Annotated in this window: 11 protein-coding genes; 6 read left to right on the forward strand and 5 right to left on the reverse strand. The window is 54.7% G+C overall.

All coding sequences use genetic code 11. From position 1 onward, the window contains the following. From JAO79_RS14860 to JAO79_RS14870, 3 genes are all read left to right on the forward strand, one after another. Positions 1-712: bacteriophage T4 gp5 trimerisation domain-containing protein (locus JAO79_RS14860; protein ID WP_413785063.1), on the forward strand; the 712-nt coding region annotated here is incomplete at its 5' end. Further along, the gene (locus tag JAO79_RS14865; RefSeq protein ID WP_199008018.1) at positions 709-4,029 is read left to right on the forward strand and encodes a toxin VasX; all 3,321 of its coding nucleotides are present in this window, start codon (positions 709-711) and stop codon (positions 4,027-4,029) included. The genes JAO79_RS14860 and JAO79_RS14865, both read left to right, overlap by 4 nt. Further along, a complete protein-coding gene (locus JAO79_RS14870) occupies positions 4,026-5,099 on the forward strand; it encodes a hypothetical protein (protein WP_199008019.1) in 1,074 nt (357 codons plus the stop codon). The genes JAO79_RS14865 and JAO79_RS14870 overlap by 4 nt, the downstream gene beginning before the upstream one ends. 14 nt (positions 5,100-5,113) lie before the next feature. On the opposite strand, the gene JAO79_RS14875 is transcribed toward JAO79_RS14870, so the two are convergent. Both JAO79_RS14875 and JAO79_RS14880 read right to left on the reverse strand, forming a co-directional pair. Then, on the reverse strand, positions 5,114-5,554 hold the full coding sequence (locus tag JAO79_RS14875) for a VOC family protein (RefSeq protein ID WP_199008020.1): 441 nt from the start codon (positions 5,552-5,554) through the stop codon (positions 5,114-5,116). Positions 5,555-5,579: 25 nt separating this feature from the next. Then, positions 5,580-6,488 carry a DUF1853 family protein gene (locus JAO79_RS14880; RefSeq protein ID WP_199008021.1) on the reverse strand — a complete coding sequence of 303 codons (909 nt, stop codon included), beginning with the start codon at positions 6,486-6,488 and terminating at the stop codon, positions 5,580-5,582. A 179-nt stretch (positions 6,489-6,667) separates the two neighbouring features. Here JAO79_RS14880 and JAO79_RS14885 point away from each other — a divergent pair, with 179 nt between their 5' ends. Both JAO79_RS14885 and JAO79_RS14890 read left to right on the forward strand, forming a co-directional pair. Then, positions 6,668-8,077: a hypothetical protein gene (locus JAO79_RS14885; protein ID WP_199008022.1), complete on the forward strand. Its 1,410-nt coding sequence runs from the start codon at positions 6,668-6,670 to the stop codon at positions 8,075-8,077. Then, complete coding sequence (locus tag JAO79_RS14890; protein WP_199008112.1) at positions 8,049-8,423, forward strand: hypothetical protein; 375 nt, start codon at positions 8,049-8,051, stop codon at positions 8,421-8,423. The genes JAO79_RS14885 and JAO79_RS14890 overlap by 29 nt, the downstream gene beginning before the upstream one ends. Before the next feature lie 62 nt (positions 8,424-8,485). On the opposite strand, the gene JAO79_RS16535 is transcribed toward JAO79_RS14890, so the two are convergent. Then, positions 8,486-9,025 carry a cold shock domain-containing protein gene (locus JAO79_RS16535; RefSeq protein ID WP_320158969.1) on the reverse strand — a complete coding sequence of 180 codons (540 nt, stop codon included), beginning with the start codon at positions 9,023-9,025 and terminating at the stop codon, positions 8,486-8,488. Positions 9,026-9,192: 167 nt separating this feature from the next. Here JAO79_RS16535 and JAO79_RS14900 point away from each other — a divergent pair, with 167 nt between their 5' ends. After that, on the forward strand, positions 9,193-9,411 hold the full coding sequence (locus JAO79_RS14900) for a SlyX family protein (protein ID WP_199008023.1): 219 nt from the start codon (positions 9,193-9,195) through the stop codon (positions 9,409-9,411). 124 nt (positions 9,412-9,535) lie between these two features. On the opposite strand, the gene dapE is transcribed toward JAO79_RS14900, so the two are convergent. Both dapE and dapD read right to left on the reverse strand, forming a co-directional pair. Beyond that, positions 9,536-10,666, reverse strand: a complete 1,131-nt coding sequence (gene dapE, locus JAO79_RS14905; RefSeq protein WP_199008024.1) for a succinyl-diaminopimelate desuccinylase — start codon at positions 10,664-10,666, stop codon at positions 9,536-9,538. Positions 10,667-10,730: 64 nt separating this feature from the next. Then, positions 10,731-11,759 (reverse strand): 2,3,4,5-tetrahydropyridine-2,6-dicarboxylate N-succinyltransferase, encoded by a 1,029-nt coding sequence (dapD, locus tag JAO79_RS14910; RefSeq protein WP_199008025.1) that lies wholly within the window; start codon positions 11,757-11,759, stop codon positions 10,731-10,733. Positions 11,760-11,776: the final 17 nt, after the last annotated feature.

An 11,776-nucleotide genomic window follows, 5' to 3' on the forward strand; every position in this document is an offset into this window, starting at 1 on the left:
GACCACCCTGAAGACGAAAACCCACAAGGGCGAAGGCAGCAACGAACTGCGGTTTGAAGACGAAGCCGGTGAAGAGCAGATTTACGTTCATGCCCAGAAAGACCTGGACCTGCTCACAGAACACAACCGCACCGAAGTCATCAAAAACGATCGCCACGAGACGGTGGAAAACAACCAATTCAGCCACATCAAAGCGGCGGACCATTGCACCACCGACGGTGAAAACCGCCTGTCCGTTGGCGCAGACTGCAGCCAGACCGTGGGGGGCACCTACCATCAGAAAACCGCGCGCACCATGGCCTCGGAAGCCGGCACCGAAGTGCATCACAAGGCCGGGGCCAAAGTGGTGTTGGATGCGGGTGCTGAACTGACCATTTCCGGGGGTGGGAGCTTTATCAAACTTGACCCCAGCGGTGCGACGCTGAGCGGGCCGGGAATCAAGATTAATTCGGGTGGGGCGCCGGGGAGTGGGAGCGGACAAAGCACCGTTGCTCCTGAACTGCCACAGGTGCTTGAAAATAACGGAGCAGCAATGCCGCAGCCACCCACATTGGATAATGTGGCGCAGCGTAGATCAGCCGGTCCTGATCAGATGGATGTTGAGCAGTTACCGGGCTCTGATCGAAAACTGATTGTCGATGTCATTGGAGGGAATCTCGAGCAGGATTCCGTTGAGGCTGTTAAAGGAACTGAAGGAAAGGACAACGCATGACCGACACAGTGGATTTTATAGATGAATCACGGGATCGCTCGGTTGTCAGAAAGGCCGAATACGATGACGCAGACCCAAAGGATTTGGTGCTGACGGTACCCAAGCGAGATGGCGGCAAGATTACTATTCCTCTTCTTGAAAATGCTCGGTCCAATATTGAGCGTGAGGACTACCAGGAGAATACCCTGCTTAGGGTAAAGCCTTTGGCCGAGATCGCTGATAACCTGCCTGTGAAATCTGGCGGGTTAACGATTAATCAAGGTAAAGGCGTAGCGCTGTTGCGGCCGGGGTATTTGTATATTTTCCGGAAAGATCGGCTTTGGCGGGAGTTGGAGATCGATGAAAGCTCTCGGTTCAGTGACATTGACCTTACGGCAATTCGTGCGGATGTGACGGATCCCGATTCCAGATTGCGGATGATTAGACCATCCAGCGGCGATTGGCTAGAGGATGTGCTAATGCCGGTATTTCTCCAGGGACAAGCAGTCATGTCTGAATTTCACATGGCTTATAGCGAAGTGCAGTGGGACTGGTCCTATATTGAGCATCTTGAACAAAACGAGACGGCTCGCATAGCCAGAACCACATATGCAGGTTCTGCATGGGCAGCGTCAAGTATCGAAGGCTTAAGTTTTAGTGGCGGTTTTCCGGCCTCGCGCATTGAAGATGTGGCAGAGCTTCGCACACGAGATCTGGGTGTCGAACTGATGCTCGAAAATCCCAGTGATTTTGGAATAGGGTTCGAAGGACCGGCTGAGGGTGAATTGTGCGCTAAGCTTGGCCGATTACTCGAAGCTCCTTTCGATATGAGGTGTGAATCGGGCGAGGATCAATTATCAGAAATCAGACAGAAGCAAGGTGTGGCATGTTTGGCGATTTCTGATCCTTTGTTCACGCTTCGGCATTCGATGTCGCAGCTGCACCTGGCTTTGCATTATCTGGATGCCGTGGATGTGTCTATCCAGAGCAATCCGATGGTGCACTCCGCGATGCTCATCCGCCAGGCTGTATTTGATCCTGTACCCCGGGGACAAAATCCATTGGCAAGATATGCCTCAGCAGTTGACCGCTCCAAGCTCGATCAGGTGCTCAAGGCCGAAGAAAAGCATCATGCTATCAACGTTATTGATCGGCACTTAGCCAAGATGAGAACAATGCTGAGTAGCGCCAATCTTGACGTGATTCTCGAGGACTATCGGACGTGTAGTGACGTGGCGATCTGTGAAGGTTACTTGTTGGTTGCGGATACACTTAATCTGCTTCAGCAGATCCCTGGTGTGCTTCAGGCTCAGGGCGTAACTCGTGGGGAGTGGATTCCGCCAGAGCTCCGTCGTTGGTTTTTCGAACGTTCGTTTTTGAGTAAGTGGGCACCGGAAGCAACAGAAGTCGGGGGACAACGCTTTTTCGAGAGTTTAGAGAGGCGGGTTCAAGATATCGCTGAGATTGACGAAGAGCTGTTGAAGCGACTCAATCTTCAGTCTCTGGTTTATCTGGAAAAGCAGTTGAATGAGCAAAATGGTGGGCTTGAGTCAGGGATCAAAGGTGTTGCTAATGCGGGCAAAGTGAGTGGAATGATCGCTGGTTCGCTTAATGAGTGGAGTTCTGCAGTGCTTACTGTGGGTAAGCGGCTGATAGAAGAAGACCTTATTAAGCGGGTTGAACTCCAGCGTATCATGCAGGGAGCACTCTCTAATTTTGCTTTGGTGGATCCTGGCCTTAAACGCATCGATATAATGAATAGGGCAGGGGAAAAGATTTCCGGGGCGATCATAGGTGTGTCCGGAAATGGAGTGGTGCGGGGGCTGACTGATTTTGATCGAACGGAGGGTGTTCTCACCCGGTCAAAAGATTATCTGTACGCAGATTTGCTGGACGATTCCAGTCGAGTAATGGCCTCTACCAGCCCCGCACGCATGCACGGAACGATTGAGCAGGCGATCCGTAAGGTTGCCGGTTCGACTTCAGTGTTCGTTGCACCGGATGATCATCCGGAAGTACGCAAGTTGAGCTTGGTTAGAGTGAATCTGGCTAAGCGTGTTAATGAGGTGGTTGATGGGCCTGCGTTGTCTCGGGGACTGGTGGCGTTGGCGCTTTTTAATGTGTTTCTGGAGTTTCACGCGGTTTCGAAGGCGGCAGTATCTCAAGATGGAAATGTGTCTTTTGCAGCGGCAAAGCTGATTATGGGCGCAGGAAGCGACCTTCTGGCAGCCTCATTAAAATACAGTGAACTTATGGGGCTCAGTGCGGCGGCCCACGACCAGGCAACACGGATGTATCGGATAGCTACCCGGCCGCTATTCGATATGAAAAACTGGGTTTTTGTAGGAAATCGATTGAAAGCCTTCGGAGCACCTACCTTAGTGCGAGTGGTTGGCTTAGCAACATTCGCTGCGGGTGCGATCGGTGCCGGTTTGAGTTTTTGGGAGATGCGTATTAGCTTGACCAACAAAGACTTTGACGCTGCGGCCGGCCATGCTATCGCGATGACAGGCAGCTTAATAGTGTTGGCGTCGCCGCTTATGCATGCTCTGTTGGCGATTCCGGGCTGGGGTTGGGCGATCTTTGGTTTGACAATGGCTGTTGGAGGTGGCCTTTATGCAGCGTCAGCTACGGACGACGCGTTCGAGCAACTTCTAAAACGTGGGCCTTGGGGGATTCACCCCGATAATTCGCTACCAGGTCGGGATGATAAAGCTTACTACAGCCAACTTCTTTCCCTTTTATCTCCGGTTCAGGTGACTGCGCAGCGATACGAAGAAATTGAGCCGGATCCCGGGTTAAGCCATCCTGATTATCGGCCTAAGCCAGACGATTACGTAATAACCTTGCAGCTGCCACTAATCAGTCGTATCAGGTTGCATCAAGAATCTGAGGCTGGATACCCTTCCAGTCCATTCAGGCTCGTAGTCCAAGAGGTTGCCTATCTCTCCTCAACCACTAACCTCCCTGCAGCGGGGCTAACGGAATCCAATACGGTTACCAATATGCTTAAAACGACCCCGCTCACTAAGGTGACTGCCCGCCAGTCTTTGCCTCGGCAGTCAGCAGTGCGTTTTTTAGTCAGACGTGAAATTCAGGATAGTGAATACCAAGGTTTTCATTATCAGGAATCTATCGAAACCCGACTAAGGGTAGGGCTGCAGGTAACTTTGGGCACAGAGTTGGGCCCTTTGGTTTTTCCAGCGCCCGTGTTCGAAGACTATGAAGCGTTCGACTTGGCACGACACGGCCAGCCACCGCCGAAGGAGCGCACGTTCATGAATCCCTATGGGCAGCCCAAATCTCCATATTGGTACTTTACTGAGGTCAGTGTATGAATTCGATGTCCGACGTTGTCGATGGGGCGTTTCGGTCGTCTGAGATTCGCCCTCTTCCGAAATCCTCAAAGGAGCGTGCTCGCCTTGGCGAGGAGCTACAGCCCGTCGGCAGCTATGCAGGCGTTATCCCTCATAACAGCACGATCGAGGATGTTGAAGTACTCCAAGACCACGAAAAGACAGATCCAGAGTTCAGTTCCAAAGATTGGTGGTGGGACCACGAGCGGATTCGGTTCCTGAATGGGAAACTGGGCCTGAAATTCTTACTGTTAGTCCTGCCGATTGCTTGGGTGATGTTCCTTTGGCTTAGTGGGCTGGGGGCGGTCACTTGGGGGATGGCAGAAATTCTTGAGCAGCGTGGCTTGAGTGATGTAACTATTTGGTTCGTCATTATCAGTGGCTTTCTACTAGGGTTAGGCTGGCTTGGTTTTGCAATTTGGGTTACCCCAGTCACCACCAACTGGCTCATGAGCACCGGTATGGGGTTCATTCTCAAACCCTTTGAGAAGAGCATTAACAAGAAACTGGATGACACCCTGGAAGATGGCTGCAGTGAGTTTAACCGCGTAACCGGGCAGGTTCGGATGGCTTTGGGTCGCAAGCGTTTCTTCGAAGCGCCGTTTGTAGAATTCGATGCTTATGTGGATCGGGTGATTCAGCAGAGCGGTGTGTTCTACCGTCTCATTTTCGTGCACCGATATACCCAAAAATCGTTCCACAAAACGGCTTTCAGCACTATTGAATCCAGTAAATCAGAAGTTCTGGCGCTTTGGGATGTGCTCCAGACCTACATGGACGTTACGCAGCCTCTGCCCGACATACCAAGGCTCGAGCCGTTCCGGCACTTGGATCCAGTCACCGCGGAGCATGACGAACGCACCGGCCGCAACCCTCGCTTCTGGCGCGATCTGGATTTAGAAGCCTGGAAGCAAGGGGAGGGCGCAGAGTGGCTGAAGCGGCAGGTGGAATACCCTTGGGGTAAGCGCAAGTGCAAACTCACGCCGCAGCTTGGCAAGATCTCAATGGATGAATACCGCAAGCTGCGCCCTGAAACAGCATGGCCGATTTAATATCGGCCATTCCCTCACCAACTCCCCACATTCTCCATACTTGCCCAAGGCTCCCGAACCGGCAGAGCCTCGCCTTTCTGCAATAACTCGATAGAAATCCCGTCTGGCGTGCGAATAAACGCCATATAACCGTCTCTCGGCGGGCGGTTAATGGTAATGCCGTTCGCTTGAAGCTTATCGCACAGCGCATAAATGTCGTCTACCCGAAACGCGAGGTGGCCGAAGTTGCGGCCGCCGGTGTATTCCTCAGGATCCCAATTGTAGGTCAGTTCTATGGTGGGCGCCTTATCTTGCCGGGCGCGCTCTTCGTCTTCAGGGGCGGCCAGAAACACCAGAGTAAAGCGGCCTTTTTCGCTGTCTTTTCGGCTGATTTCCACCATTCCAAGCAGGTCGCAGAAGAAGTGCAGAGTTTCATCCAGGTTGCTGACCCGAATCATGGTGTGCAGATATTTCATGATGATCTCCTGTGTTGGTATTGTATCAGGCGTGGTTTTGGGGCCAGTTGCGGGGCACCACGAAGCAACGGTCGGCTTCTACCCAGCAGGATAGCTCGGCGTGCCATACCATTTCAGCAAACAATGCCGGAATCCCCTCTGCCTGAACCCATTGGATGGTGTCCCGGGCGGCATCGGCGTGTGGCCTGCTTGTTTGGTGCCAAGGGCCAATCCAGTGAGGCTTGTTGAGACGCACCCAGCGGCTAGTGTCTTCCGCGCCGACGTTATCGGCATAGCGCCATTTCCCGGTTAAGTGGTTGCCGGGAGTAGTACTCGGAAGTTTAGCGTCACCGCCGTTCGGGTAGAACAGATACCCGGGCATGAATATCCGTGGTTTGACGGGTTCGTGAATGCCGAGTTCCGCTAGCACCTTTCGGGTTTCAGGCCGCTGTGTCATTTGGCTTTGATGAGACAGCATGTGGTTCGTTTTCAAATCCAGCCGGTCACGCGCATTGGGCCCGTACCACAAGGTGGGCCCATTGGCTGACGGTACGCCCAGATAGTATTTGATGGCGATTTCATGGTGCTCAAGCTCGCCGGAAACCGGGTTTCGTAGCAGGAAATCCAATTCGCCCAAGGTCTGTTTATCGGTTCGTATCTGCTGGTTTTTCAGGACAAGGTCCCAGCCCATGAGCTCACTCAGCATGACTTCGTAAAGCCGCTCGAAGTAGTGGCCAAGCCGATTCTCTGAAGGAGCCCTTAATCGAGCCGGTGCAGCGTCTGGATTGTTATCCCAATGATTCAAGGTGTTCAGGTAGTCCGCAGCAAGGAACTCCGAGGGATGAAAATTGATTGCTGATGCCACCAACTGGGGGGCCTCACATAACCAGGCCAAATGGCGTATGGCGGGTGTTTTTATCCGGTGTAGTGAGAAGGGCGCTGAGGTTGTATCCATTTGCTCAGCATACCTGAATTGGAAGGTGGTTGAGAGCCTGAAGCGCGGCCATCTCAAAGCGTTAGCTTTCAGAAGTTTAATCCAACTCAGTGGGCGGCGTGTGATGTTAAGCGCCAAAGTGAAGCGAGTGCTTTGCTAGAGTTTTGGCTTGAATTATTCCCCCGATGGAGAACGCCGCAATGGAAGATTGGCAAGGATGCCTGGAGCCCCAATGTCAGCAAGCACTGCTTGTCGCTCGCGACAATGTTGGGAAACGGGGCGGTTCGGTCATTACCGCGGAAGATTTTCTGCTGGCAATGCTGGATGTGATTGATGCTGTTGCTCCCTTCCTCAAACGCCAAGGCGTGGATTTTGATGAGTTGGTTCGCACCATTCAGGGTGAGCAGCCCATCGTGGCGGAAGTCCACGGCGATGGCGATTTGTCGTCGCAGCTCATCTATTGGATCTCGGCGACTCGGGAGGTTATCGAAAGCCCCTGGTTGAACTGGTCGCAGCTGTTACGTGGGCTGGTGACTTGTGCCGAGCGCTTGCAGGATAAAGCGTACGTTGCGGTACTGGAATTGGTGGGTGTCTGGCCGGGCGAAGACATTACATCCTCTGCTCAGCAAGATGCGAACGCATCGGCCTATACCCCTTTAACGCTTGTGGAACCGGGCTGGCTGGCATTCGTTGAAGATGTCGCGGTTAATCTCGCCGCTAATAAAAACGGGTTAATTTGGGTTCAGGGGGAGCGTGGTAGTGGTAAAACCGCGTGGCTGCAGTCGCTTGTAGATACGCCCGGCCTCTTCTGGGTGCAGGTCGATTTGCGGCGGCAGGCCGAAGTGATGGCGCTGGAGCAACCGGTGGTGCCTTCCCAAAACGAGGATGTAGTCGGTTGGCCGGTCTTAGTGCTGGATAACGTATCGCCGCTGGAACTGCTGGAGTTGATGGCGCAGCCGAACGGTGTGGCGCGTGAGATCGTCTCTGGCTGGTGCGGGCCGATTTTGCTGCTCGCGCCCTGCGAGGGAAGCAACGCCAGCGAAGAGCAACGGCTAAATCATTTACTGGGCAGAAGGCTTGAGCGTTTGTCGTTGCCCCCGATCAGTACGGCGCAACGGCGTGCAATCATCACCGCACATCAGCCCTTGATTGAGAAACGTTTTAACATCGAAATTGCGCTTTCGGCGCTGGAATACGCAGCTACCCGCCAAAGCCGCTGCGTTGCTTCGCCGGGAGGAATGCTGGAGTGGGTGCAAAGAGCGGCGGCCTGCCTTCAACTGTTTGCTGATCGAGGCCCTCTGGAATCAGTGGCACTTGCAGGCAGGCAGGAAGTTGCGCACAGGCAGGGGCTGGTATCGGCGGCGCGGGGTGAGCATATTCGCCATGAAGATCAGGAAATACAGGATCTGGAACTGGCCAGGGCCGCGTCTGAAGTGCTCTGGCATGAGCGCCAACGGGCCGGTACTTTGCGCCGGTTGACGGTGGATGATCTTCGGCAGGAATTGGAGCGATGGCTTGCAGCCGCGCCAGAGCCGGTTCACTATGTGCGGCAGTATGAGCAACAGCATGGAGATACCTTGGGTGCAGGATCTGGAAATATACATTCGTGACCTAGAGCCGGGTGCCGTATCCCGGTGGCTTGAAGGGCAGCTTGATGACGTTCGGCTGGACGATGCCGATGTGACCTCGGTTGCTAAAGGCAGTGCACGTTTCAACGGCAGCACGCTGCGCATTACCTTGTATCCGGGCGCGTTCGGGAAACGATTTACGTCGCTGGTTATTGAGGGCGACGAGTTGCCGTGGAACAACGATCTTGAGTGCGCTCGAAGCGCCTGGAGAATGATGGAAGGGGAGATCCGCTGCAGCTTAGGCGAGTGGCAGGAAGGCGATTCACTGGATGATGAAAAGTGGTGGCGATTAGATCATCGCGGAGAACAGCAGGTCGTTTGGAATTAACAATGCCCTGAACGTAAAAAGGCAGCCAATCAAGGCTGCCTTTTTGTTTCCGCAGGGGACAATCAATCGCTCAGGATTGATACGTTGTCAGCCTGCAGGCCTTTGTCGGCATCAACCACGTTGAAGCGAACCAGTTGGCCCTGGCGCAGAACGCGGCGGCCACGGCCACGAATGGCGCGGAAGTGAACGAAGATTTCGTCCCCACTGTCACGCACGATAAAGCCGAAGCCTTTTTTGACGTTGAACCACTTAACGGTACCTTCTTCGTCTCCTTCCGGAGTGTTGTCGTCAAAGTCGTCTTCGTCGTCGTAATCGTTCTGTGGCTGGCTGGCACGAGCCGGGCGGTTCTGGGTGCGAGCTGGGGCAGCAGGTGCTGCTTGCTTACCGGCAACCAAAACAGCGATAAAACCCACAATGGCGAAAACAGCAAACGCCATCAAATACGCGGCAATACCACCTTGGCTACCCAGAGCTTCAACGCCTTCGCCCATGGCGAGCAGTTTCAGCGGTGCCGGGGTGGCAGACAGTAGCAGGCCCAGAACAAACGGTGCCGGAATTGCGATCAGGATAGCAACAAGGATCGCTTTGGCTGGATTACGCATTGGTTGGTTATTCTCCATATTCAAACGCTAACGATAAAAAGCCGCACATCGGGTAAAATGGCATGTCCGGCAGTGAACACCGCCGCTGAATTCTGTGTTTAGAATATCTGGCGTTGGCGGTAAAAGGCGCCATGATACCAGATTAAAGAAAGGGCTGACCAAATCTCATGAGTAAAAAGACTCTCGAAGACCGGATTGCAGATCTGGAAATGCGACTTGCGTTTCAGGATGACGTCATCAACACCTTGAGCGAGCAGGTGACCAAGCAGGAAATGGACATTCGGGAGCTGTGGGAGGCGAAGCGGCTGATGCACCAGCAGCTAAAGGATGTATCGCCTTCCAATATCCGGCGGGAGGATGAGGAGACTCCTCCGCCGCATTATTGATTTTGGAGCTTGGTTTTAACTCCGGGGTCAGACCCTCGCGCGGCCTTAGGGCCCAAAGACGCGCGGGGGGCTGACCCCTCAGTGTAAAGGCCCATCAATCCGAGTGGGTCTACCGCCTTCTGAATTATCCCAGCAGTTCGACCAGAATCTGTTCGTAGATTTCTGACAGGGTATCCAGATCGTCCGCTTTCACGCATTCGTCCACTTTGTGGATGGTGGCGTTGATGGGGCCGAGTTCGACCACTTGTGCGCCGGTGGGCGCGATAAAACGGCCATCGGATGTGCCGCCCGATGTGGATAGTTCGGTTTCCCGGCCGGTGACGTTGCGGATGGCGTCTTGGCTGGCGGACACCAGTGCGCCTCGCTCAGTCAGGAAGGGACGACCACTCAGGTGCCACTGCAGGTCGTATTTGAAATTGTGGCGGTCCAGAATGGCGACCACGCGTTCTTCCAGGCTTTCGGCGGTGTTTTCGGTGCAATAACGGAAGTTGAAGTGCACCACACATTCGCCGGGAATGATGTTGCTGCCCACGCCGGATTCAATTTTGGTGATCTGGAAGGTGGTCGGCGGGAAAAAGTCGTTGCCGTTGTCCCAGAACTCTTTGGCTAAGGCATCCAATGCCGGGGCGACGGTGTGAACCGGGTTCTCTGCCAGATGCGGGTAGGCCACATGGCCTTGGGTACCGTGTACGGTCAAGTAGCCGTGCAGTGAGCCGCGACGACCGTTTTTGATTACGTCGCCCACTTCATGGGTGCTGGACGGCTCGCCAATAAGGCACCAGTCGATTTTCTCGTTTCGGGCTTCGAGTGTTTCAATCACTTTAACCGTGCCATCGTGAGCCGGGCCTTCTTCATCGCTGGTGATGAGCAGGGCAATAGAGCCACGATGGTTGGGGTTCTTGGCGACAAAGCGCTCACAGGCCGTGACAAACGCCGCAAGGCTGCCTTTCATATCGGCTGCGCCGCGGCCGTACAAAAAGCCTTCCTCAATAACCGGTTCGAAAGGGGCGTTGGCCCAGTTTCGCTCGGGGCCAGTTGGCACCACGTCGGTATGGCCTGCAAAAGCCAGCACCGGGCCATCGGTGCCTTTTCGTGCCCAGAGGTTGTCGGTTTCGCCAAATCGCAGGTTCTCGCCGGCAAAGCCGAGTGGGGCGAGGCGGGACATCATCAGTTCCTGACAACCGGCGTCGTCGGGTGTGACCGACTGGCGGCGAATGAGGTCCATGGCGAGTTGGAGAGTAGGCGATAAGGTCATAGGAAGGCTCTTGCTTGTTCTGGAATGGCCCCTCTTCGCGGCGGAAGAGGGGCTTGTGCGGGTCTTAGTTGTTGGCGTGCAGTTCTTCGTTCAGCTCGATAGCTGACTTGTTGGTCTTGCACTCAACGGCGCCGGTCTGGCTGTTGCGGCGGAACAGCAGGTCGTTCTTGCTGGCCAGATCGCGAGCCTTAACCACTTCAACCAGCTCGTTGTTGTCATCCAGCAGAGCCACTTTGGTGCCTGCGGTGATGTACAAGCCAGCTTCTACAGTGCAACGGTCGCCCAGAGGGATACCGATGCCCGCGTTCGCGCCCAGCAGGCAGTTTTCGCCCACGGAAATGATGATGTTGCCGCCGCCAGACAAGGTGCCCATGGTGGAGCAGCCGCCGCCCAGATCCGAACCTTTGCCGATCATCACGCCTGCAGAAATGCGGCCTTCGATCATGCTGGTGCCTTCGGTGCCTGCGTTGAAGTTGATGAAACCTTCGTGCATGACGGTGGTGCCTTCGCCCACGTAAGCGCCCAAGCGAACACGAGAGGTGTCGGCAATACGCACGCCTTTAGGTACTACGTAATCGGTCATCTGCGGGAACTTGTCGACAGATTTTACTTCCAGAGTGCGGCCTTCAACGCGAGCCTGCAGCTGCCGAGTTGGCAGTTCGTTCAGGTCAATGGCGCCTTCGTTGGTCCAGGCCAGGTTTGGCAGCAGGCCGAAGATGCCGTCCAGCTTCAGGCTGTGGGGCTTGGCCAAGCGGTGAGAAATCAGGTGCAGCTTCAGGTACACCTCCGGGGTGCTGGAGGCAGTGTCGTCGGTTGCCAAAACGGTAACCACGACCGGGCTTTTGCTTTCGGCTGCTTGCTCGGCCAGTTTTGCCTGAGCGGTTTCGCCCAACTGGCGCAGGGAGGTAGCAAACTGGGTCAGCTGCTCGGCGCTTGCTTCAATGGCCTGGTTGCCGCCTTTGTAGTTCAGCGCGGTTTCAACCACGTCGATCAGGTCTTTGCCTGGGGTCATAACCGGTTGCTGGTAGAACACTTCCAGCCATTCGCCCTGGTTGTTCTGGGTGCCGATGCCGATGCCGAATGCAAAACTCATCTGGTGGTTGCTCCTGT

It is taken from the genome of Marinobacter litoralis (assembly GCF_016427555.1).
In the GTDB taxonomy this organism is placed as follows: Bacteria; Pseudomonadota; Gammaproteobacteria; order Pseudomonadales; family Oleiphilaceae; genus Marinobacter; species Marinobacter litoralis_A.

Bases quoted from the DNA above. Each gene is read 5' to 3' on its own strand.
- JAO79_RS14880 (WP_199008021.1), bottom strand. From the start codon at position 6,488: ATGGATACAACCTCAGCGCCCTTCTCACTACACCGGATAAAAACACCC.
- JAO79_RS14865 (WP_199008018.1), top strand. From the start codon at position 709: ATGACCGACACAGTGGATTTTATAGATGAATCACGGGATCGCTCGGTT.
- JAO79_RS14900 (WP_199008023.1), top strand. From the start codon at position 9,193: ATGAGTAAAAAGACTCTCGAAGACCGGATTGCAGATCTGGAAATGCGA.
- dapE (WP_199008024.1), bottom strand. From the start codon at position 10,666: ATGACCTTATCGCCTACTCTCCAACTCGCCATGGACCTCATTCGCCGC.
- JAO79_RS14885 (WP_199008022.1), top strand. From the start codon at position 6,668: ATGGAAGATTGGCAAGGATGCCTGGAGCCCCAATGTCAGCAAGCACTG.
- JAO79_RS16535 (WP_320158969.1), bottom strand. From the start codon at position 9,025: ATGCGTAATCCAGCCAAAGCGATCCTTGTTGCTATCCTGATCGCAATT.
- JAO79_RS14870 (WP_199008019.1), top strand. From the start codon at position 4,026: ATGAATTCGATGTCCGACGTTGTCGATGGGGCGTTTCGGTCGTCTGAG.
- JAO79_RS14875 (WP_199008020.1), bottom strand. From the start codon at position 5,554: ATGAAATATCTGCACACCATGATTCGGGTCAGCAACCTGGATGAAACT.
- dapD (WP_199008025.1), bottom strand. From the start codon at position 11,759: ATGAGTTTTGCATTCGGCATCGGCATCGGCACCCAGAACAACCAGGGC.